This is a genomic window from Paraburkholderia caballeronis, from assembly GCF_900104845.1.
Lineage (GTDB): Bacteria > Pseudomonadota > Gammaproteobacteria > Burkholderiales > Burkholderiaceae > Paraburkholderia > Paraburkholderia caballeronis.
The window spans coordinates 493,115-514,467 of sequence record NZ_FNSR01000002.1 but is presented as its reverse complement, the minus strand read 5'-3'; the positions used below and the strand labels follow the sequence as shown (position 1 = coordinate 514,467).

Below are 21,353 nucleotides of genomic sequence, written 5' to 3'. Positions count from 1 at the left end.
TCGTATCGTGGGGGCGTGCGCGTCAGGCGGCGCGGCGCGCACGCGCGGTCAGCGCGCGCGTCGCGGGGATCAGTTCGCGGCCGTAGTCGAGCGCGTCTTCGAGCGGATCGAAGCCGCGGATCAGGAACGTCGTCACGCCGAGGTCGTAATAGTCGGCCAGCGTCTGCGCGACCTGTTCCGGCGTGCCGACGAGCGCGGTCGTGTTCGAGCGGCCGCCGGTTTCCTTCGCGATCGCGGTCCACAGCCGTTCGTCCGCGCGCACGCCGTCGCCGGCCGCCGCGAGCAGGCGGCGCGCGCCCTCGCTTTCCTGCGGTCCGCCGCGCGCGAAACCCTGTTCGACGCGCAGCCGCCGCGTCTCTTCGAGGATGTGTTCCGCGCGTTCCCACGCAGCCTGCTCGGTCGCGGCGAGGATCGGCCGGAACGACACCGAGAAGCGCACGTCGCGGCCATGCTTCGCGGCCTCGGCGCGCACGCGCGCAATCAGTTCGGCCACCTGCTGTTTCGATTCGCCCCACAGCGCATAGACGTCCGCGTGTTTGCCCGCGACGTCGAGCGCGGCCGCCGACGCGCCGCCGAAATACACCGGCACGTGCGGGTTCTGTTTCGGCTTCACTTCGGAAAAACCCTGCTCGAAGCGGTAGAAGCGGCCTTCGTGATCGAACGGACGGTCCTCGGTCCACAGGCGGCGCAGCAGATGCAGGTATTCGTCGGTGCGCGCGTAGCGTTCGTCGTGGTCCAGATAGTCGCCGTCGCGACGCTGCTCGGCGTCGCTGCCGCCCGAGATGAAGTGGACCGCGAGGCGGCCGCCGGAGAACTGGTCGAGCGTCGCGATCTGGCGCGCGGCGAGCGTCGGCGCGACGAAGCCCGGACGGTGCGCGAGCATGAAGTGCACGCGCGACGTGACGCTTGCCGCGTACGCGATCGTCATTGCTGCGTCCGGGCTCGTCGAACTGTGCGGCACGAGGATGCGGTCGAAGCCCGCGTTCTCGTGCGCCTGCGCGAATGACCGCACATAGTCGGTGTCGATTGCCGGCCCTTGCGGCAGATGGGTTTCGGATACCTTGCGCTGCTGGATCATGCCGATGAATTCGACGCTCACGTTGGCTCCTCGCGGGTGGATTCGGATCGGGAGAGGCTATCACCGCGTTATGCAGCGTTTAAATAGTAAATTCAGATAAAGATATCGGCCGCGCATGCGATCGCGGCGGGATTGCATTGCACGATTGCTTCGTTGCGCGCGGGGGATGCGCTCACTAGATTCGACGCAGAACCGCTCGAAACGGAGGTGTGTGATGTCGATACTGGCGTCGTTATCGCGGAGGGTCGTCGCGCGGCCGCTGGCGTTCCTGCATCCGCGGACGCAGGCCGCCGGGGCCGGCGGCAGCGCATCCGATGAGCGCGGTTCGCAGGACGCGCAACGCGCTGCGCGCGACCAGGACGGCGAAAGCCGCACGGAGGCGCAGGCCGAGCGGCTCGAACGGATCGCCGTTTATGCGCGCGCGGGCTACTTCAACATGGGCTACACGTTCGACATGTTCCCGTTCGTCGGCGACCTGCCGCCGGAATGAGCGCGCGCCGCGCGCATCGATAAGCAAAGCGGAATTTGTTGGTTGGCCGCCGCGCGACGCGGCGCGGATACTGCGTCGCGATCCTTCCAACCCGAATGCGAAGAACGAGCCGCCATGAACTCTGCGACGAATCCGGACCAGCATGCCCTCGACACCCTGCGCCTGATCGGCCCCGCGCCCGACAACTGGGTGCCGGACCGGCCCGGCATCGATCACAACGTGTTCATCGTCGGCGGCGGGCAGACCGGCGCGGCGTTCTCGTTCGCGCTGCGCCGCGCGGGCATCGGCCGCGTGAGCGCGATCGACGCGGCGCCGGACGAAGCGCGCGCCGGCGTCTGGCTGAACCGCGCGCGGATGAACCGGCTGCGCACGCCGAAGTCGCTGCCGGGGCCGGAAGCGGGGCTGCCGGGCCTGAGTTTTCAGGCGTGGCACGAGGCGCGCTTCGGCGCGGAAGCGTACGCGCAGTTCGACCGCATCCCGCGCACGCTATGGGCCGGTTATCTCGCGTGGTATCGGCGCGTGCTCGACATTCCGGTGCGCTACGGCACGACGCTCGCGCGGATCGAGCCGGCCGGCGATCATTTCCGCCTGCATCTGACGATCCGCGACGAAGGCGGTGAGCGTAGCGTCGTCGAGACCGCGCGCAAGATCGTGCTCGCGAACGGCGTGGCCGGCAACGGACGGCCGAACCTGCCGGCCGTGCTCGCGGCGCTGCCGCGCGAGCGTCTCGCGCACACGTCCGACGCGATCGACTTCGCGGCGCTGCGCGGCAAGTCGGTCGCGGTGGTCGGCGGCGCGGCGTCCGCGTTCGACGCGGCCGCGACCGCGCTCGAAGCGGGCGCGGCGGACGTGCATCTATTCGTGCGCCGCGCGTCGCTGCCGGCGGTGCCGGTTACGCGAGCGCGCGCGTATCCGGGCGCATACGACAACTACTTCGAACTGCCCGATTCGATCCGCTGGGCGCAGGCGCTGCGCTTCCGGCGCTCGGGTTCGACGCCGCCCGCGGATGCGGTCGATCGCGTGACCGCGTTCGACAACTTCCATCTGCATGCCGGCGTGCAGTGGGACAGCGCGCACGCGGCCGGCGACAAGGTGGAGGCGCGTGTCGCGGGCGAGCCGTTCGCGTTCGACTTCGTGATCGCCGGCACCGGTTACGCGATCGACGTCGCCGCGCGCCCCGAACTCGCGGATTTCGCCGCGCGCGTGCTGCTGTGGCGCGACCGCTACCAGCCGCCGGCCGGCGACGAGGACGACGCGCTCGGCGCGCATCCGTATCTCGGCGCGGCGCTCGAATACGTGGAGAAGCGGCCCGGCGACGCGCCGTATCTGCGCGACATCCACGTGTACAACCCGGCCGGGTTCGTCAGCTTCGGGCTGCCGGTCGGCGACGTGCCGAGCATGAAGCGCGATATCCCGGCGGTGGTCCGGCGCATCAGCCGCGACCTGTTTCTCGCGGACCTCGACGCGCACGAAGCGCGGATGCGCGCGGACGTGCCCGCCGATTTCGATGCGTCGTCGTACGCGCACCGGCTGTGGGACGGGGAGCGGGTCGACGCCGCGTGATCCGTCGATCGTGACGGTTGTTACGACCGTGCGACGGATGCGGACGCGATGCGCGTGCCGCGCCGCAGCAAACGCATCGCGACCTTTCACGAGTCGTTTCGCGCGCAACGCAACCCATCGCATGCAGCCGCAACGGGGCTGAGCGGCCGCTCCATTGCCGCCGGTCGCCCGCCGCCCTGTAACCGCCATTGTTAAACTTTTCGCCCGCCGCGCCGTTAACCTGCGTGGTCCCCGGATCACGCACGCAGTCACGCGGCCGCCGCGCCCGCGCCGTGCGTCCGGTTTGATACGGCCCATGGGGCCTCGCGGCGCGAATGCTAAATCCAGTCAGTATCCTTATCGTAACGATGCTTTCGAGCATCATGAGCGTGGCGATCCTCGGGTCGCTGCTGCCGGCCCGCATCCCGGGCGTGCGCCGCTGGATGGGCGCGAATGCGCTCGCGGTCGTCGGGCTCGTGCTGTTCTCGCTTCAGCGCGCCGCGCCCGCGCTGCTGTCGATTCTCGCCGCGAACGGCATCTTCGCGATCTCGATCGTGCTGGTGCTCGAAGGCTGCCGGCAGTTCTTCGGGCGGCGGCCGTCGCTGCGCGCCGCTTACGCGGGCTGCGCGGCCGTGCTCGCCGGCATCGCGTACTGGACCTGGGTCAAGACGGACATCAACGCGCGGATCGTGCTCGTGTCCGCGTTTCATGCGTGGATCTACGTGGCGATCGGCTGGACCGCATGGCGCGGCCATCCGCCCGGCCGCCCCGCATACAGCTACCGGTTCGTGACGATCGCGTCGTGGCTCGGCGCGCTCGGCCATGCGTCGCGCGGGGTCGTCTACGCGAGCGGCTGGGAAGCGCAGGCCGCGCTGCTGCAGGCGACCCCGCTCAACACCGCGTTCCTCGCGCTCGGCATTCTGGCGCCGTCCGCGCTGACGATCGGCATGGTGATGCTCGCGCACGACCGGCTCGCGGAACGGCTCGAACGCTTCGCGAATTTCGACGAGCTGACCGGCGCGCTGACGCGCCGCGCGTTCGTCGCGCGCGCCGAGGCGCTGCTCGACAGCGCGCGCCGGCACGAGACGCGGCTGTCGATCGCGATCATCGACATCGACCACTTCAAGACGATCAACGACCGCTACGGCCACGCGGCCGGCGACCGCGTGCTTGCGCGCTTCGGGCGGCTGATGACGGTCAGCGTGCGCGAGTCCGACCTGTTCGGGCGGCTCGGCGGCGAAGAATTCGCGCTGCTGTTTCCGGGCATCGCGCGCGACGACGCGCTCGCGCGCGTGGACGCCATACGCGTGAAGTCGCGCTTCGACCGCCGCTCGCATCCGACCGACGATCCGGACCTGCCGGATCGCAGCGTGACGTTCAGCGCGGGCGTCGACGAGTATCGCAGCGGCGATACGCTCGCGGACCTGATGGGCCGGGCGGACGCCGCGCTGTATTCGGCGAAGACGTCGGGGCGCGACCGCGTGGTGATCGCTGCGTGACGATTTGGGCGGCGCGATGGGTTTGAATCGCGTGCCAGAATGCTTCGGAATCCCTGGGTGAAGGCGCGGCGGCCCGGTTCCGCCGCCCACGTTCGACCGCAAGGACGGCAAGCGCGCTCTGCGCTTTCGTTGCCACCCGCAACCGTTTTATCCGTCGATCCACCCCGCGCGTGTTAGCGCTACCCCGAGCGCGAGCGTCATGACGAATCCGTGACGCTCCGTCCCCGTTCGGCCCGTAAAACAAGAGCTATTCTCACGATCGGCTCCGGCCGCTGCGCGCAACGTCGCGCAGATTTATGCATCACGCATCATCTGCCGTTTACGTGCAGGCAATTTATGGCTTTATCGCGGTAAAGGCTCACTATAGAGAGGCGTCGCCTGCGGGGGGCGACCATCACCCATCATAAGGAGCCTGAAGTGAGCAACCTCATCAACCTGAAAAACGCACGAGTCCAGAACGCGCCGCTGCCGGGTTTTCTGGCTTCACGTGTGGCACGCTACTACGAAGAACGGGTCCAGAAAAGCTGGTCCGGCGGTCACATCATGAAAGGGCGCGTGCCGGGGGCGGACGCGCTGCATCTGTCGAGCAACGACTATCTGTCGATCGCGCGGCATCCGGAAATCGTCGACGCGATGGCGCGCTGCATCCGCTCGGAAGGCAACGGCCTCTTGATGTCCGGCGTGTTCCTGCACGGCGACGATTGTCCGCAACTGCATCTCGAAGACCGGCTCGCGTCTTACATGCACGCGGACGCGGGCGTGTTGTGCCAGTCCGGTTTCGCGGCGAACACCGGGCTGATCCAGTCGATCGCGTCGGCGCAGACGCCGGTGTACGTCGACATGATGGCGCACATGTCGCTGTGGGAAGGCGTGCGCAGCGCCGGCGCGCAGGCGGTCAGTTTCTTCCACAACGACGTCGATCATCTCGAACAGCGGATCCAGCGTTTCGGGCCGGGCATCGTGATCGTCGATTCGGTGTACAGCACGAACGGCAGCGTGTGTCCGCTGACCGCCGTCGCCGACGTGTGCGCGGAACACGACTGCGTGCTGGTCGTCGATGAATCGCATTCGCTCGGCACGCACGGTCCGAACGGCGCGGGGCTCGTCGTCGAACTGGGGCTGACCGACCGCGTGCATTTCCGCACCGCGAGTCTCGCGAAGGCGTTCGCGGGCCGCGCCGGTTTCGTCACCTGCTCGCGCGAATTCCACGAGTATTTCAAGTGCGAATCGCTGCCGGCGATCTTCAGTTCGACGCTGCTGCCGCACGAGGTGATGGGCCTCGCGGCGACGCTCGACGTGATCGAGCGCGACGACTGGCGGCGCAGCGCCGTCGCGTCGAACGCGCGTTACCTGCGCGAGCGGCTCACCGACCTCGGCTACAACCTGAACGACAGCCAGAGCCAGATCATCGCGCTCGAAGCCGGACCGGAGCCGCAGACGATCGTGCTGCGCGACGCGCTCGAAACGCGCGGCATCTTCGGCTCGGTGTTCTGCGCGCCGGCGACCGCGCAGAACCGCTCGCTGGTGCGGCTGTCGATCAACGCGGCGCTGACGGCCGACGAACTGGAACGGATTGTCGAAGTGTGCGACGAGATTCGCGACGAGGTGGAACTGGACAAGTGGCCGTCCACGCGCCGCAACGCCAACCGCAAGCCGGCCCGCGTGCGCGCGCTTCAGTCCGCGCCGGTCGCGGTGGCCGCCTGACGGCGCGCGGGCGGCGTGCGTGGCGTCAGCGGGAACGCCACGCCGCCTGGATTTCCTCGTCGAGCCGTTGCAGATAACGGTCGTAAGGGACGATGTGGTCCAGCGCGAAGCCGGCCGGCTTGCGCACGATCGAATAGACGTAACGGCGCTCGCCGTCGAACACCGATGCCGGATGCATATACGGCTGCCACTGCACGCATTGCGCCGGGTAATAACCCTCGGTGCGCCAGAAATACGGGAGACTGCGGTGGCTGTCGAGTTCCGCGAGAAAGTCGGCGGGCGCGCGCTGCTCGACGGCGATCTCGCGCACGCCGCGCAGCGATTCGTCGGTGTGGATGATCATCAGGTACGGCGTGCCGGCGCTGTCGAACATCAGCAGCCCGTTCGGCTGATACGACAGATAGTGCTCGACGATGCCCAATGAATCGAAAATACCGTTCACGTGCGCGGCGAGCGCACGATCCTTCAGGAATCCGTATTCGGACACCGCGAGTCCGTCGAGGATCGTGCGGCACGCCTTGTCGAAATACGCATTCTGCATGTCCTCGACCGCGCGGTTCAGCGCATCCACTGCGTCGGTGTCGTGCTTGCGGATGAAACGGTCGATCAGCCCTTCGTTGAAGCTCTTCACTGCGACGTGCTCGTCCGCCTTGCCGGTCAGGATGATCTTACGGATCGACGGGTTCTCGATGCGGCGGCAGAACTCGACGCCGTTCAGTTCCGGCATGTCGTAATCGACGACGACGACCGACGTCGATTCGAAGCGTTCCGCGTTGTGCACCTGGCTGCGGATCGCATCGACGCTCATCGCGATCACCTGATGCGCATCGTTTTCCTCGGTGCGGTCGCGATACGGCGCGAGCAGCGGCTCCGCGCCCGGGTCGGACGCCGCCGACGGTTCGTTCAGGAACTGCAGCGCCTTCGCCGGCGAGCTGAACAGCCGGAACGCGAGCTGCGGGTCCAGCTGCAGGCTCAGATTCGACAGGAATGCTGCGCTGTCATCGACGAACGCGACCGTGGTCGGAAACGAAAACGGCTTGATGTCTATCGTCATGGCGGCGGGAATGTCAGAACGAACTCGGTGTATTGGCCCTTCGCCGAAGAGCAGGTGATGGTCCCCCCCATCGCATGCATGACATCGTGGCAGAAGGCCAGCCCGATTCCTGCTCCGAGCGACACGTCATCGGTGGTGGTGGATGAAGTATAAAAGCGCGTAAAGATGTGCGGCAATACTTCGGGCGAAATGCCGGTTCCCGTGTCGCGAAAAATCAGCCGGTTGGCGCGCGTGCCGGTTTCCGTGTGGATCGTGATCGCCGCATGCTCGATGCTGCCCATATGCCGAAACGCATTTTTCAGCAGATTGAACAGTACGTGCACCATCAGCATTTCCGAGCCGACGAACATGAAATCCGCTGCGAGCGCACACGATACGCGGCGGCGCTCGCCTTCGCGAAACGGATAGCGGTCGAGCGCGCTCTCCACGCAATGCGCGATCGAGCAGGGCGTGTTGTGCTGCGCGTTGCCGCCGCTGAAGCGCGCGGTCGCGAGCAGCATGTCGATGATCGCGTTCGAATGCAGCGCCTCCTGCTCGATGCGCGACACGACGCCCTGCATCGAATGCAGGTGCGCGATGCGTATTTTCGGCACCGGCAAACGGTTGCGCTGCGCGAGGTCGTAGCTTTCGAGCAGCAGCGGCAGATAACGCGTGAGCCCGGCCGCGCCGACGCGGATCGCGACGAGCGGCGTGCGCAGTTCGTGCGCGACGCTGCCCGCGGTCGCGAGCATCGCGCGTTCCTGTTCGACCCGTATGCGTTCCTGATCGTAATTCGCGATCGCGCCGATCGCGATCGCAAACGAGAAGATCGCCAGATGCGTCAGATAGTTCGCGCCGAGCGTGGCCGGGTCGGCGCTCAGGAAATAGACGAGCACCGCGAGGCCGATGCCGGTCACGAACTGAAGCACGAGCATCAGCCAGTCGAGCAGCAGCACCATCACGAACACCGCGATCAGCGCGCTTTCGACCCACACCTCGGAGCCGTTGTTCTTCATCAGCATGAACGTGAAGAAGAACGGCAGCGCATACAGGCTTGACAGGTACCAGTACCATGGCAGCCATTTTTTCGCGAACGCGGGCCAGCGGTCGAAGAACAGGATCGGCACGAACAGCGCCGCGCCGATCAGGCGCAGTGTCAGATTCTCGTAGGGCTGTGGGAATAGATCGCGCCAAACGTAGTAGTACAGCGGAAAACCGACGATTGCGATCGCGGCGAGCGGGCGCATCCGCCGTTTCACGTATTGCAGGTTGCGCAGCGCGGGCTCGAACGCGTGCGCGATGCGCGGGCGCATCGATGCGTACGCGCGGATGATCCATTGAGATGTTTTCGATGCGCTCATGTGGTCCGAATCGTTCAGCCGTTGATGCCGGTCCGCGGCGGCCCGCTGCGGACCGCTACGATGCGCGCCGCGTGCGCCGCCGTCGCGGACCCCCGCGTCCGCGCGTCGCGTCCGGCGCGGTCCGGCACCGACAGCATGGCAGACGATATCATCATTGCCGCGCCGGAACGCGAAGCGGCCGGGCGGGCGGCGTTCGCAGCGTGGGCCTGTTCATGCCCGAGCGCGCGGCGGCGGTTCGCCTATGCTGTGCGCATCGGTATGCATGCGAGGCGGCGCGCGAGAGGTTCCGCATGTACCGCTTCATATCCCGTTCGACGCACCCCACGCCACCCGACAGAGAAGCCCCACATGCCGCTTCGCCTTCCGCCGCTGTCCGCGCTGCGCTTCTTCGAGGCCGCCGCACGGCTGCGCAGCTTCAAGCTCGCCGCCGCCGAACTGAACGTGACGCCGAGCGCGGTCAGCCACGGGATCGTCGCGCTCGAACAGTCGCTCGGCGTCGATCTGTTCGTGCGCGAGCCGCGCGGCCTGTCGTTGACGCCGGAGGGCGAACTGTATCTGCCGTACGTCGCGGAGGCGTTCGCGCTGATCGCGATCGGCACGCAGCGGCTGCCGGACCGGCGCGCGCACCGCACGATCTCGGTCAGCTGCGCGCCGACGCTCGCGTCGCGCTGGCTGCTGCCGGCGCTGTCCGCGTTCCGCGCGCGCTGGCCGAACCTCGGTGTCAGCGTGGACACCTCGCAGCGACAGGTCGCGTTTCCGGTCGACGGCTTCGACTTCGCGATCCGCCTGAGCCGCGGCCCGGTGGCCGGCGCGGCCTGGACGCGGCTGTTCGGCGAGTCCCTGGTGCCGGTCGGCAGCCCCGCGTATCTCGATACGCTGCGCGCTGACGACGGCCGGATCGACCTGCGCCGCGCGACGCTGATCCATGTCGACTCCGCGAGCGAGGACTGGCCGGCGTGGCTCGATGCGGCGGGGCCGGCGGCGGCGGACGGCATCGTCACTGCGGGCGGGCTGCGCTTCGACACGATCCAGCTTGCGTTCGAGGCGGCCGCGATGGGACTCGGCGTTGCGATCGGCCGCCGTCCTCTTGCGGACCGCGATCTCGCGGCGCGCGTGCTCGTCGCGGCGAGCGACCGGGTCGTCGCCGCGCAGACCGCGTACTGGCTCGTGTGCGCGGAAGGCGCGGAGGACCGGCCGGACCTTGCCGTGTTCCGCCAGTGGCTGCTCGACGAGGCGCGCACGCTCACGCGCGCCGCGCCGCTGTCCGCGTGAGCGCCCGCATGAGCGCCCGCGCCGCGCACGGTTGAATCGCATTCACCCGTACGCGAAATCTTTTCGTTTGTCGGGCCGGACGCGTCCTTGCGAACATGCGCGCAAGGAGGATGCACACGATGTCCACAACAGACAGCCGCCATGCGGCCGCGGTCCGGCCGCACCCGTTGCTCGCGATTGCCGCGGGCGCGGTGATCCTGAGCGCCGCGATGGGCGCGCGGCAGACGTTCGGGCTTTTCATCGGGCCGTTTTCGTTCGATCGCGGCATGCCGGTCACGCTGATCGCGTTCGCGATCGCGCTTCACAACCTCGTGTGGGGATTCGCGCAGCCGTTCGCGGGCGCGGCCGCGGATCGCCACGGACCGGCGCCGGTCGTCGCGTTCGGCGCGGCCACGTTCGCGGCCGGGCTCGCGCTCGCGGCGGTCGCGCCGAACGGCTTCGCGCTGGTGATCGGGATGGGCGTGCTGGTCGGCATCGGCATCAGTTGCACGAGCTTCGGCGTCGTGCTGACCGCCGTCGGCCGCGACGCGGGCGCGGACCGGCGCAGCATGGCGATGGGGCTCGCGAGCGCGGGCGGCTCGGCGGGCCAGGTGCTGATGGTGCCGTTCGCGCAGATCGTCCGCGAGTGGGGCGGCGTATCGATGTCGCTGTTCGCGCTCGCGTTTTTGATGCTGCTTGCGGCGCCGTTCGGGTTGATGCTTTCGCGTGGGCGGGACGTGGGTGCGTCGCACGCGCCATCTGGCGGCGGCCGTGCAGCGCCTTCGCTGCGCGACGCGCTCGCGCAGGCGGCCGCGCATCGCGGCTACCGGCTGCTGACGCTCGGGTTTTTCACGTGCGGTTTCCAGCTCGCGTTCATCGCGACGCATCTGCCGGGTTATCTGTTCCTGTGCCACATGCCGATGGGCCTCGGCGCGACCGCGCTCGCATTGATCGGCCTGTTCAACATGGCGGGCAGCTGGGCGTGCGGCTGGCTCGGCGGACGCTACCCGCAACAGCGGGTGCTCGGCTGGCTGTACGTGGTGCGCGGCGTGACGATCGGCGCGTTTTTCCTGCTGCCGAAATCGACGCTGTCGGTCGTCGTGTTCGCCGCGCTGATGGGGCTTACGTGGCTCGGCACGGTGCCGCTGACGAGCGGACTCGTCGCGAAGGTGTTCGGGATGCGCCACCTCGGCACGCTGTTCGGCGTGTGCTTCCTGAGCCATCAGCTCGGGTCGTTTCTCGGCGCATGGCTCGGCGGTTATGTGTTCGACGTGACCGGCTCGTATTCGCTGATCTGGGGCGCGACGGCGGTGGCGGGGCTCGTCGCGGCGCTGCTGCATTTCGCGATCGACGATACGGCGGCGGGGGAGGCGGGGGACCTGGCTGGGGCGGTGTCGGCGAGGTGAGGGCGGGCTGTATCGACGGGGCGGGTTTATCGCCGCGTTGCCGGGATAGGTCGCGCGGCGGCGTCGTTTCGACAACGCCGCCGTGCGCTTCCTTTCATCGTCGTTATGCCGTCGACGTATGCGCCTGCTGGTCGTGTACGAACCCGACGATCGCGTCGTTCAACGCCTCCGGCGCGTCGCGATGCGGCGAATGTCCGCCGCGCGCGAGCGGATGAATGCGCGCATGGCGCACCGGCGTGCCGATCGTGTCGATCTGCGCCATCGTCCCGTAGTGGTCGTCGTGCGCCTGTACCGCGAGCAGCGGACAGCGGATCGTCCGCAGCGTCTCAACGATGTTCCATTGCCGGAAGTCCGGGTTCAGCCAGATGTCGCTCCAGCCGTAGAACGCGGAATCGACGTCGTCGTGATAACGCGCGAGCTTCGCGCGCAGGTCGCCGCTTTCGTATGCGGCTTTCGTTGCCGCGATGTTTTCGACGGCGACGTCCTCGACGAACACGTGCGGCGCGATGACGACCGCGCCGGCCAGCGCGCGCGGAAACGCGGCCGCGTACAGCAGCGCGATCGAGCCGCCGTCGCTGTGCCCGATCAGCCACATGCGCTCGCGCGCGCCCGCGTCGATGCCGAGCGCGTCGAACAGCGCCGGCATCACGTCGCGCGCCTGCTGCGACAGGAAATCGGCGGGCCACTTCACGTCGTGCGGGCGCGGCGTCGAGCGCCCGTAACCGGGCCGCGACCACACGAGGCCGCGCATGCCGAGCCGCTCGCACAGCGAGCGCGGCCAGTCCCTCCACATCGCGATCGACCCCAGCCCTTCGTGCAGGAACACCGCGAGCGGCGCGTCGGCGCGCGCCGCGTCGATCCAGCGGTATTCGAGGCGCAGCGCGCCGCGCGTCGCGGTGGCGGGCAGGTCGGCAAACTGGGTGTCGGTGCTCATGTCGTGGACTGTTCCTTCGGTAGCTTCTATAGATGCTCGCGCAGCCGGAAATGCTGGATCTTGCCGGTCGCTGTCTTCGGCCGGTCGTCGATGGACAGCATCTCGCGCGGTTGCCTGCGCGACCGGCGGCGGGACCATGAACTCCTGGATGAGCGTCCGACCGCGAGGACGCGGAGAAGCGATGCGACCGCCGCTTTGGCGGTCCCCCGAAGAGGCTCTTCTCCGCGCCGCGCGTCAAGCATCACGCGCGGTCACGCGTTACGCGTCCTTCGTATCGAATATCAGCAGTTCCGCGCCCGCCTGCGCGAAGTTCGCGAGATCGCCGGCCGCCGCGCGGCCTTCCGGCGAGCCAAGCCCCGCCTTCAACGCGTCAACCGAATCGAAGCCGAGGATCGCGACCAGATGCCATGGCGACTCGCCCTGCGGCGTCGAGACCGGCCCGGTGCTGATCTCATAGCGCGTCAGGCCGGGAATCTTCTTCGCGAGCGGCGCGTGGGTCGACGCGTAGTGCGCGTCGAACGCCGCGGGGTTGGACGGCTTCTTGTACAGCACGACGAGCTTGGCCATGTTCGTGTCTCCGGGGTTATCGTGTCGTGACGGGGGGTGCTCGCGTGCATTCTACGCGCGCCGGCCAGATAAGCATTTCAGTTTTCGTTTGTTGATCGCGGCCGCGTGTGCGGCTAGATTTGCGGTTCGTCCGCGATCGCATGGATTGTTTCGATCGCGCGGACCCGCCATCCGTCTTGCCGAAGGACCGTCATCCGTGAACACCGCCTCCGCCGCGCCCGCGCGCTCGCAGCAGTCAATCGAAATCCGTCCGTTCGACGCGCCGGTCGGCGCGGAAGTGCTCGGCCTCGACCTGTCGCAGCCGCTGCCCGCCGACGACTTTGCGCGCATCCACCGCGCGCATCTCGACCATCACGTGCTGGTGTTCCGCGACCAGCGGATCACGCCGGACGAGCAGATCGCGTTCAGTCGCCGCTTCGGTCCGTTGCAGATCCACGTGCTGCATCAGTTTCAGCTGGCGGGCCATCCGGAGATCCTGATCGTGTCGAACGTGGTCGAGAACGGCAAGCCGATCGGCCTCGGCGACGCGGGCCACTTCTGGCATTCGGACCTGTCGTACAAGGAGCGGCCGAGCCTCGGTTCGCTGCTGCACGCGCAGGAACTGCCGTCCGAAGGCGGCGACACGCTGTTCGCGAACATGCACCTCGCATGGGACACGCTGCCCGACGAACTGAAGCGCAAGGTCGAAGGGCTGCGCGCCGAGCATACGTATCTCGCGAAGTATGCGGAACTGCAACGGCGCAGCCCGTGGCGGCCGAATCTGTCGCAGGAGCAACTGGACCAGGTGAAGCCGGTCGTGCAGCCGGTCGTGCGCACGCATCCGGAGACGGGGCGCAAGGCGCTGTTCGTCAGCGAGCACTTCACGACGCGCATCGTCGGGCTGCCGCAGGACGAAAGCGATGCGCTGCTCCAGCAACTGTTCGACCACAGCACGCGCGCGGAGCACGTGTACCGGCATGTGTGGCAGCCGCACGACCTCGTGTTCTGGGACAACCGCTCGCTGATGCACCTCGCGGCCGGCACGCCGGACCATCTGCGCCGTAAGATGTATCGCACGACGATCGAGGGCGACGAGCCGTTCTGACGACCGCTTTCGCCGCGCCGTCGACGAGGGTTTCGGCGCGCTGACGATTCCCTGCTTTTTGCTTGCGCGGCGCGCGGGTTGATCCCGCGCGCCGCGTTTCATTTTGGCCTTGCGGCCCTGCGCCGGGAACCTCCTGCCCGTTCCGGATGCCCGATGCTGATGGGCGGGCAGCGAATTTGCCGGGTCTGCCCGATCATTCGAACGAGTCCCGGGAGACGGTATGACAGCAGCGCATTTATGCCGGGCGGGCCGCCGGCAGGTCGTCGCCGCGCTCGGCGCGACGCTTCTTGCACCATGGATCGCGGCTGTCGCGCAGGCGGCACAGGCCGCGTCGGCGGCGGCCAGCGCGTTTGCATCGGGCGCCGCGCCTGCCGGCGGCAAGCCGCGCCTCGAAACCGTCGCGACGTTCGACGACGACTTCCGGCTCGTCGGCATCGGCGTATCGCGCACCGGCCGCGTGTTTGCGACCGCGCCCGCATCGATCAAGCGGTCGCGCTACAGCATGGTCGAAGTCGATCTGCGGACCGGCGCGCTGCTGCCGTTCCCGGACAGCGCCTGGAATACGTACCGGGCCGACCGGCCGGGCGACCAGCAATGGATCTCGGTGCAGGCGCTGTGGGTGGACGAACGCGACCGGCTATGGGCGCTCGATTCGTCGCTACCGTCGGTCGATCAGCGCACGCAGCCGCCCAGGCTGGTCGAGTTCGACATTCCGAGCGGCAAGCTGCTGCGCGTGTACACGTTCGAAGGCGTCGCGACGCCGAAGGACTCGCTGAACGACGTGCGGATCGACCTGAAGCATGGCTACGCGTTCATCAGCAACGCGGGCAATCAGGGCGGCGTGGTCGTCACGCGGCTGAGCGACGGCAAGTCGCGCCTCGTGCTCGCCGGCGACCGGTCGAGCGTGTCCGATCCCGACCAGCACCTGAGGTTCGGCGACCGCATCGCGCGCAAGCCGGACGGCGGCGTGCTCGTGCTGCAAACCGACGGCATCGCGCTGTCGCCGGAGCGCGACTGGCTGTACTACCGGCCGCTGACGGACCACCACTACTGGCGCATTCCGGTCGATGCGCTGATCGACGAGTCGTTGTCCGCCACCGCGCTCGCGCAGCGCAAGCAGTATCTTGGCGACTACGCGCTGACCGGCGGCCTGCTGATGGGCGGCGACGGCGTGCTGTACGGCGGCGACCTCGAACACCGGACGGTGGTCGCGTTGACGCCGGTCGTGCGCGACGGCAAGCCGGCGCTCGTACAGCGCACGCTCGTCGACGAGCCGAAGCAGGTGTCGTGGGCGGACGGCTTCGCGTTGCAGAACGATTACCTGTATTTCGCGGATTCGCATCTGCACGAGGTGAACTTCTCGAACGGTTATCCGCGCGAAGGGAAGTTCACGATCTTCCGCGTGGCGCTGCCGAAGCAGCCGGCGGGGTTGTTCGCCGGATGAGTGAAGTCGCGGCGCGCGATCCGCGTCGCGCGCAAGTGGTGCAAGCGGCGAGAGCGGCGAGAGCGGTGCGACCGACGCCGGCGCGGCGGGCGGATCATGCCGGGTGCGCCCGACACGCCGGCTGCGCGCGAAATCAGCTAGCCGGCTGCGTTTTGCTTTCGAGCAGCTTCACGAGCGTATGCAGCATCCGGTTCGCGGGCGTTGGCACGCCGAGCGTCTCGCCGCGCCGCGCGACGTAGCCGTTCAGATGGTCGATCTCGCTGCGCTTGCCGCGCGCGAGGTCCTGCGCGGTGGACGAGAACTGGCCCGGCATCGTTTCCGCGATCCGCTTCACTGCCGCATCGACGTCGCCGGGCAGCGTGACGCCGTCCGCGTGCGCGACCGCCACGCATTCGGCGACCACGTCGCGCATCGACGCGGTCGCGCCTTCGACCTGCACCAGCTTGCCGTAAGGCAGTTGCGAGATCGCGGACAGCGCGTTGTACGCGCAGTTCAGGATCAGCTTCGTCCACAGCGCGCCGCGCACGTTCGCGGAGATTTCGGTCGGCACGCCGGCTTCGATCAGCGCGGCCGCGACCGTTTCGCTCGCGTTCGACGGCTCGATCACCAGTTCGCCGCGCCCGTGGTGGCGCACGTGGCCGGGGCCGGCCATCTCGGCCGCGACGTAGACGACCGTCGCCGCGACTGCCTGCGGCAGCGCCGCGCGCAGCCGTTCCGCGTTGTCGACGCCATTTTGCAGCGACAGCACGAGCGCATCCGGCGCGAGATGCGGCTTCAGCGCGGCGGCCGCGCTGTCGGTGTCGGTCGATTTCACGCAGAACAGCACGAGCTGCGCGCCCGCGACGGCGGCGGCCCCGGTGCTCGCCTCGACGCGCACGTGGCAGTCGTCGCCCTGGAGTTCGAGATGCAGCCCGTTGCGCCGGATGGCGTCCACGTGCTGCGGACGGCCGATCAGCACGACGTCGTGTCCCGCGCGCGCGAGCATCCCGCCGTAATAGCAGCCCACCGCGCCCGCGCCCATTACCGCGACTTTCATGAAGAGATTCCCGTGACGATTCGTTCGAAGAGCGGTTCGCGTGCGCGGTCCGGCCGGCGCGACGCGCATCGCGTCCACGCGGAAAATAGCACGGCGCGGCGGAGATGGGCAGCGCCGGCATCGGCCGCAATGAAAGCGGGCCGCCGCGGCGGCCCTCGATTCACGCTTCCCGAAGAGAAAATCCTAACGTCAGCGCAGTTCGAAACCGAGCGCGTTCAGCGCGTCGCGCAGACGGTCGCGGCCGTGCAGCGACTCGCGGCTGCGCCAGCGGCCGAGCGAGCGCGCGACCCAGCCGGCGTCGTCGAGGCCCTGCGAGGTCTGGAACGCGGCGAACACGTCGTCGTAGCCGCCGATGCCCTGCTGCTGCGAAGCCGCGTCGTACTGCTCGCGATGCAGCACGACCTGCTGCGGCAGACGCGGCTTCACCGCCGCGCGCTTCGTTTCGTCCTCGTAGCCGACGCACAGGCCGAACAGCGGCATCACGCGCGGCGGCAGCCCGAGTTCGGCGGCGACTTCCTCCGGACGATTGCGGATCGCGCCGATATAGACGGTGGACAGGCCGAGCGATTCGGCCGCGACGACCGCGTTCTGCGCGGCGAGCGCCGTGTCGATCGCGCTGACGAGGAACGTTTCCAGGTAATGCACGCCTTCGAGCGGCGCGCCGGCCCGCGCGGCGACGCGTTCGAGCCGCGACAGGTCCGCAAGCCACACGAGGAAGAGCGGCGTTTCGCGCACGTGCGACTGGTTCGCCGCGAACGCCGACAGCCGCGCCTTGCGCGCCGGGTTCTCGACCGCGACGACGCTCCACGTTTGCAGATTCGACGACGTGGCCGCCGACTGCGCGGCCGCGACCAGGGTTTCGAGCGTGCCGGCCGGCAGCGGCCGGTTCGCGTAGGCGCGTACCGAGCGATGCGCGAGCAGCGTGTCGAGCGTCGCGTTCCATGCGGGCAGCGCGGTGTTCCAGTGGGTGCCGTAGCGCGCGTTCAGCGCGGCTTCGGCGGAAGTCGCCGCGTCGGCGGCGGGTTGGGGCGTGGTGACGTCGGACATGCGTTCTCCGTGGCGGGACTCGATGGCTTCGCGCGGCGCGGGGCAGGGCTGCGGCTCGTGCCGTGCGTCGCGCGTTCGGCCGCTATGTTAGCCGTACCCGGGAAAACGCGGGCAAACGCGTCAGACCAGCACGTGCGGATACACGAAGCGCGCCACGTCCACGCGCTCCTTCACGAGCCCGAGCGCATGGAACGTATCGACGATGTCCTGCTGCTCCTTCACGATGTCCGGCGTGACCGCGACCGTCGTGTAGTGGCGGCGCTCCGTGGACAGCCTCAGCACGTCGGGCTTCACGCCGAGCTGCGGCGCGAGCAGGTCGGCGGTTTCCTGCGGATGCGACTGCGTCCACGCATTCGTTTTCTTCAGCTCCTGGAACAGCACGCGGATCACGTCCGGGTTGTCGTTCACGAACGACGGGCGCGCGAGATGGAACGTGCGGTTGTTCGACAGGCCGGTGCCGTCGCGCAGGATGCGCGGCGCGGTCGCGATCTGCTGGCTCGCGAGGAACGGGTCCCACAGGCCGGCCGCATCCACGTTCTTCGACAGGTACGTCGCGCTCACGTCGGCCGCGCTCGTCAGATAGACCGGCTGGATGTCGCCGTATTGCAGCCCCGCTTCGTTCAGCGCGCGCACCAGCAGATACTGCACGTTCCAGCCGCGCCCGATCGCCACTTTTTTGCCCTTCAGGTCGCGGATCGAGCGGAGCGGCGAATCGGCCGGCACGAAGATGCCGATGCCCTTCGGGTACGGCTGCTCCGCGCCGAGATACACCGCGTTGACGCCGGCTGCGTTCGCGAACGCGGACGGCGTGTCCGCCGCGTGGCCGAAGTCGAGCGCGCCCGCGTTCAACGCTTCGGTCAACTGCGGACCGGCCGCGAACTCCGCCCAGTGGACGGACCAGCCGAGCGGCTGCAACGCGCGCTCCAGATTGCCGGTGCCTTTCAGGATGTTCAGCGTGTTGAACTTCTGATAGCCGATGCGCAGCGTGCGCGCGTCGGCGGCGCGTGCCGCGGGCAGCGTCGCCGCGCCGAGCGCCGCGACCGAAACGTTGCGAAGGAACCTGCGTCTGCTGGATTGCATGGGAGTCCGATAGCGAAGAGGGAGGCGATACGGTGCGACGATTGTAGGATGCAGTCCGCATCGCCCGTTCCAACAAATTCGCATATCCAACTGAAAGCCGGCGCGTTGGTTCGCGCCGGCGGTCCGTTCGCCGTTTATTCGGCCAGCAGCTTGCGCACGCGCGGAATCACGTGCTCCGCGAATGCGCGCATGTCCGCCTCGAACGGCTGGAACTGCAGCATGAAGAGTTCGATGCCGACCCGGTGGAACGCGGCGATCCGTCGAGCGACGGTGTCGTAGCTGCCGACTAGCCCCGCCGCGGTGCCGCCGTTCGAGCCGACGCGCGGCGACTGCGCGAAGGTCTGGAACATCACCGCGTTCGGATCGATGTTGACCTTCTGGCGCTCGCGCAGCGGCTTGTCCTGTGCGGCGAGCGCGAACAGGTGCGCGAGATGCGCGTCCGCTTCGCCGTCCGTCTCGCGCGCGATCACGAACGCGGACAGCCCGAAGCGCAGCGGCGGCTGACCCGCGGGCCGCGCGCGCGAGCCGACGTCCGCGAGCAGCTTCTCGACGTCCTCGATCGGCTGGCCGTTGACGAACCACACGTCGCCCTTGTCCGCGACGAGCTGGCGGGCCGGCTCCGACTCGCCGCCGACGTAGATACGCGGACGCGCGCGGAACGGATCGGCGGGCCGCAGCGCGTAATCGTCGATCTGGAAGTGCTCGCCGTGAAAGCGGGTGGTCTGACCGCGCAGCAGCGAATCGACGACCGTGATCCATTCGCGCCCGTACGCGTAACGCGCGTCGTGCTCCGCGAAGCCGATGCCCGCGCGTTCGAGTTCGGGGCGGTTCCACGCGTTCACGAGATTGATCGCGAAGCGGCCGCCGCTGATGTGCTCGATCTGCTGCGCCATCTTCGCGAGCACGACCGGGTGGTACAGATACGGCTTGATCGCCGCGATGATCTCGATGCGGTCGGTCAGCGCGGCGAGCGCGGCCGACGCGGTCCACGCTTCGAGCTGATCGAGCTGCGGATCGTGCGGATTGATCGTGTGCTGCGCGACGAGCACCGAGTCGTAGCCGAGACGTTCGGCTTCGAGCACGAGCGCCTTGTTGCGCGCCCACGATGCGTCGTACGGCTCGGCGGGGTCTTGCAGCGCGGCGCGGCTGCCATGAACGAGCGCCCAGACGCCGAAACGGGGAGAGTTGGCCGGCATGAACGGTCCTGCATAAAGCGGAGCTTGAAAGAGCCGGTCATGATGCATCAGCCGCGCGGCCGCGCGATCCAATTTCTCCAGCTAACGATTTGCCGATATGGAATTTGCGGCTGTGCGGACGCCGTGCTTTCGGTGTCATAAGGTTCGTGAAAGGGGGGCGTCTGTGCGTTTCGCGTGTGACTGCTGCCGATCGACAGCCGGCGGAAACGAACCGGCGTCGGGCGCTCGATCCCGTGGTCCGATCGCACGGGAATCGAGCCGGCCGTCACGGGGATATTCTGTTCACTCGGGGAAATCGGCGCTGATGGTGGTCGCTTCCCATGCGGCGATCTCGGCTTGCAGCGTGTCCAGTTTCGCCTTCACGCGCTCCAGTCCATTGCTGCCGAGAATCAGATGGCCCGGCGGGTTGGGCGACTGCACGGCGGCGATGATCGCCAGCGCTGCGCGCGCCGGATCGCCCGGCTGCTTGCCGCTGCCGGCCGAGATCGCGGCGCGGCGTTTGCCGGCGCCCGCCGCATAGGCTTCGATCGGGTTTTTGGCCTGCTTCAGCGAACGTCCTGCCCAATCGGTCCGGAACGGTCCGGGTTCGACCGCCGTCACCTTGATGCCCAGCTCGGCCGTCTCGGCGGCCAACGCTTCGCTCAGGCCTTCCACCGCGAACTTGGTGGCGGCGTAGTAGCCGCTTCCCGGATTGCCGATCAGGCCGCCGACCGACGTGATGTTGACGATGTGCCCCGCGCGCTGTGCGCGCATCGTCGGCAGCACGGCCTTGATGGTATCGGCCACGCCGAAGAAGTTGACCTCGAACATCGCGCGCACGTCCTGATCGTCGCCTTCCTCGATGGCGCCCAGATAGCCATAACCGGCATTGTTGACCAGCACGTCGATGCGGCCGAACCGTTGCAGGGTTTCTTCGACCGCGTGTTGGATCTGCGCGGGCTGGGTGACGTCGAGTGCGAGTACCAGTGCGCGGTCGCCGTAGCGTTCGACGAATTCCGCGAGGGAGCCGGGTTGACGGGCGGTGACGACGGCGCGCCAGCCTTTATCGAGGACGGCAAGCGCGAGTTCCCGGCCGAATCCGGTCGAACAGCCGGTAATGAACCAGACGGGGGAGGACGATGCGGTGTGAGCGGATGGCATGAGGTTCCTTTTGACGGGGACGCGCGGCAGTTGCGCCACACAATGGGGAGCGGGGGAAAAAGTATCGCACGTCGAGGCTTGCCGCGTGGTCGGTACTGCAAATCGGGAGTGGCAGCGATTCAGGCCCGAACGATCGGACTGGCAACTCGTATCCGGCAAGCCGGGCGGTCCTGTCTGGCGCTGGCGGAACCGGTCGAATCGTTGACGGGGACCATCAACGAAAGCGGACGGCGCTTGAGAGTAAGTAAAGCGACCGCGAAATGTCGGGCAACGTTCGGTTGAGCGCCAGGCGTGTCTGCACGTTGCGAACGGGAATTACCAGGTAATCCGGAACACCCGTCAAGGTCGAGGATGGTCGCGGTGCTTAACGGCCATCGGATCGCGCTGACCTTGTTGTGAAACGCGGAGCCATGCGAGGGCATTAACGAGGCCTGGTGCTCGATGATCCGCGTGCTGAATCG

General features: G+C 68.0%; 18 protein-coding genes. 8 read left to right on the top strand and 10 right to left on the bottom strand.

From position 1 onward, the window contains the following. Window positions 1-22 precede the first annotated feature (22 nt). The gene (locus tag BLV92_RS18830; RefSeq protein ID WP_090547767.1) at window positions 23-1,099 is read right to left on the bottom strand and encodes an LLM class flavin-dependent oxidoreductase; all 1,077 of its coding nucleotides are present in this window, start codon (window positions 1,097-1,099) and stop codon (window positions 23-25) included. 193 nt (window positions 1,100-1,292) lie between these two features. Here BLV92_RS18830 and BLV92_RS18825 point away from each other — a divergent pair, with 193 nt between their 5' ends. The 4 genes from BLV92_RS18825 to cqsA all read left to right on the top strand — a co-directional run bounded on the left by BLV92_RS18825 (window position 1,293) and on the right by cqsA (window position 6,313). Next, window positions 1,293-1,568, top strand: coding sequence for a hypothetical protein (locus BLV92_RS18825; protein WP_090547766.1), 276 nt, complete (start codon window positions 1,293-1,295; stop codon window positions 1,566-1,568). Between the two features lie 114 nt (window positions 1,569-1,682). Continuing rightward, window positions 1,683-3,131 carry a flavin-containing monooxygenase gene (locus tag BLV92_RS18820; RefSeq protein WP_090547764.1) on the top strand — a complete coding sequence of 483 codons (1,449 nt, stop codon included), beginning with the start codon at window positions 1,683-1,685 and terminating at the stop codon, window positions 3,129-3,131. A 362-nt stretch (window positions 3,132-3,493) separates the two neighbouring features. Next, window positions 3,494-4,609 carry a GGDEF domain-containing protein gene (locus BLV92_RS18815; protein WP_244283848.1) on the top strand — a complete coding sequence of 372 codons (1,116 nt, stop codon included), beginning with the start codon at window positions 3,494-3,496 and terminating at the stop codon, window positions 4,607-4,609. Between the two features lie 417 nt (window positions 4,610-5,026). Next, on the top strand, window positions 5,027-6,313 hold the full coding sequence (cqsA, locus tag BLV92_RS18810) for an alpha-hydroxyketone-type quorum-sensing autoinducer synthase (RefSeq protein ID WP_090547761.1): 1,287 nt from the start codon (window positions 5,027-5,029) through the stop codon (window positions 6,311-6,313). Window positions 6,314-6,338: 25 nt separating this feature from the next. Here cqsA and BLV92_RS18805 read toward each other — a convergent pair whose 3' ends face one another. Together BLV92_RS18805 and BLV92_RS18800 are read right to left on the bottom strand one after the other, a co-directional pair. Continuing rightward, window positions 6,339-7,367, bottom strand: a complete 1,029-nt coding sequence (locus BLV92_RS18805; protein ID WP_090547760.1) for a response regulator — start codon at window positions 7,365-7,367, stop codon at window positions 6,339-6,341. Further along, window positions 7,364-8,707 carry a sensor histidine kinase gene (locus tag BLV92_RS18800; protein ID WP_244283847.1) on the bottom strand — a complete coding sequence of 448 codons (1,344 nt, stop codon included), beginning with the start codon at window positions 8,705-8,707 and terminating at the stop codon, window positions 7,364-7,366. The genes BLV92_RS18805 and BLV92_RS18800 overlap by 4 nt, the downstream gene beginning before the upstream one ends. A gap of 348 nt (window positions 8,708-9,055) precedes the next feature. Between BLV92_RS18800 and BLV92_RS18795 the strand changes: the two genes are divergently transcribed. Then, entirely contained in the window at window positions 9,056-9,979 is a 924-nt protein-coding gene (locus BLV92_RS18795) for a LysR substrate-binding domain-containing protein (protein ID WP_090547758.1), read from the top strand. A gap of 119 nt (window positions 9,980-10,098) precedes the next feature. Continuing rightward, window positions 10,099-11,364: an MFS transporter gene (locus BLV92_RS18790; protein ID WP_090551185.1), complete on the top strand. Its 1,266-nt coding sequence runs from the start codon at window positions 10,099-10,101 to the stop codon at window positions 11,362-11,364. A gap of 103 nt (window positions 11,365-11,467) precedes the next feature. On the opposite strand, the gene BLV92_RS18785 is transcribed toward BLV92_RS18790, so the two are convergent. Then, on the bottom strand, window positions 11,468-12,298 hold the full coding sequence (locus BLV92_RS18785) for an alpha/beta fold hydrolase (protein ID WP_090547756.1): 831 nt from the start codon (window positions 12,296-12,298) through the stop codon (window positions 11,468-11,470). Between the two features lie 258 nt (window positions 12,299-12,556). Then, entirely contained in the window at window positions 12,557-12,865 is a 309-nt protein-coding gene (locus tag BLV92_RS18780; protein WP_090547754.1) for an EthD family reductase, read from the bottom strand. A gap of 196 nt (window positions 12,866-13,061) precedes the next feature. On the opposite strand from BLV92_RS18780, the gene BLV92_RS18775 reads away from it, so the two are divergent. Together BLV92_RS18775 and BLV92_RS18770 are read left to right on the top strand one after the other, a co-directional pair. Continuing rightward, on the top strand, window positions 13,062-13,949 hold the full coding sequence (locus tag BLV92_RS18775; RefSeq protein WP_090547753.1) for a TauD/TfdA dioxygenase family protein: 888 nt from the start codon (window positions 13,062-13,064) through the stop codon (window positions 13,947-13,949). Window positions 13,950-14,169: 220 nt separating this feature from the next. Further along, on the top strand, window positions 14,170-15,393 hold the full coding sequence (locus BLV92_RS18770; RefSeq protein ID WP_090547751.1) for an L-dopachrome tautomerase-related protein: 1,224 nt from the start codon (window positions 14,170-14,172) through the stop codon (window positions 15,391-15,393). Window positions 15,394-15,526: 133 nt separating this feature from the next. Here the strand turns inward: BLV92_RS18770 and BLV92_RS18765 are convergent, their stop codons facing one another. The 5 genes from BLV92_RS18765 to BLV92_RS18745 form a co-directional block, all read right to left on the bottom strand. Continuing rightward, on the bottom strand, window positions 15,527-16,429 hold the full coding sequence (locus tag BLV92_RS18765; RefSeq protein ID WP_090547750.1) for a ketopantoate reductase family protein: 903 nt from the start codon (window positions 16,427-16,429) through the stop codon (window positions 15,527-15,529). Window positions 16,430-16,618: 189 nt separating this feature from the next. Next, window positions 16,619-17,476 carry an NADPH-dependent oxidoreductase gene (locus BLV92_RS18760; RefSeq protein WP_090547748.1) on the bottom strand — a complete coding sequence of 286 codons (858 nt, stop codon included), beginning with the start codon at window positions 17,474-17,476 and terminating at the stop codon, window positions 16,619-16,621. A 120-nt stretch (window positions 17,477-17,596) separates the two neighbouring features. Continuing rightward, a complete protein-coding gene (locus BLV92_RS18755) occupies window positions 17,597-18,556 on the bottom strand; it encodes an aliphatic sulfonate ABC transporter substrate-binding protein (protein ID WP_090547747.1) in 960 nt (319 codons plus the stop codon). Window positions 18,557-18,690: 134 nt separating this feature from the next. Beyond that, window positions 18,691-19,752, bottom strand: a complete 1,062-nt coding sequence (locus tag BLV92_RS18750; RefSeq protein WP_090551182.1) for an LLM class flavin-dependent oxidoreductase — start codon at window positions 19,750-19,752, stop codon at window positions 18,691-18,693. A gap of 282 nt (window positions 19,753-20,034) precedes the next feature. Then, window positions 20,035-20,892 (bottom strand): oxidoreductase, encoded by an 858-nt coding sequence (locus tag BLV92_RS18745; RefSeq protein WP_090547745.1) that lies wholly within the window; start codon window positions 20,890-20,892, stop codon window positions 20,035-20,037. Window positions 20,893-21,353 lie beyond the last annotated feature (461 nt).

Coding starts and splice junctions, on each gene's coding strand:
- BLV92_RS18780 (WP_090547754.1), bottom strand. CDS start 12,865: ATGGCCAAGCTCGTCGTGCTGTACAAGAAGCCGTCCAACCCCGCGGCG.
- BLV92_RS18825 (WP_090547766.1), top strand. CDS start 1,293: ATGTCGATACTGGCGTCGTTATCGCGGAGGGTCGTCGCGCGGCCGCTG.
- BLV92_RS18805 (WP_090547760.1), bottom strand. CDS start 7,367: ATGACGATAGACATCAAGCCGTTTTCGTTTCCGACCACGGTCGCGTTC.
- BLV92_RS18750 (WP_090551182.1), bottom strand. CDS start 19,752: ATGCCGGCCAACTCTCCCCGTTTCGGCGTCTGGGCGCTCGTTCATGGC.
- BLV92_RS18795 (WP_090547758.1), top strand. CDS start 9,056: ATGCCGCTTCGCCTTCCGCCGCTGTCCGCGCTGCGCTTCTTCGAGGCC.
- BLV92_RS18815 (WP_244283848.1), top strand. CDS start 3,494: ATGAGCGTGGCGATCCTCGGGTCGCTGCTGCCGGCCCGCATCCCGGGC.
- BLV92_RS18765 (WP_090547750.1), bottom strand. CDS start 16,429: ATGAAAGTCGCGGTAATGGGCGCGGGCGCGGTGGGCTGCTATTACGGC.
- BLV92_RS18820 (WP_090547764.1), top strand. CDS start 1,683: ATGAACTCTGCGACGAATCCGGACCAGCATGCCCTCGACACCCTGCGC.
- BLV92_RS18755 (WP_090547747.1), bottom strand. CDS start 18,556: ATGCAATCCAGCAGACGCAGGTTCCTTCGCAACGTTTCGGTCGCGGCG.
- BLV92_RS18790 (WP_090551185.1), top strand. CDS start 10,099: ATGTCCACAACAGACAGCCGCCATGCGGCCGCGGTCCGGCCGCACCCG.
- BLV92_RS18745 (WP_090547745.1), bottom strand. CDS start 20,892: ATGCCATCCGCTCACACCGCATCGTCCTCCCCCGTCTGGTTCATTACC.
- BLV92_RS18800 (WP_244283847.1), bottom strand. CDS start 8,707: ATGAGCGCATCGAAAACATCTCAATGGATCATCCGCGCGTACGCATCG.
- BLV92_RS18760 (WP_090547748.1), bottom strand. CDS start 17,476: ATGTCCGACGTCACCACGCCCCAACCCGCCGCCGACGCGGCGACTTCC.
- BLV92_RS18785 (WP_090547756.1), bottom strand. CDS start 12,298: ATGAGCACCGACACCCAGTTTGCCGACCTGCCCGCCACCGCGACGCGC.
- BLV92_RS18770 (WP_090547751.1), top strand. CDS start 14,170: ATGACAGCAGCGCATTTATGCCGGGCGGGCCGCCGGCAGGTCGTCGCC.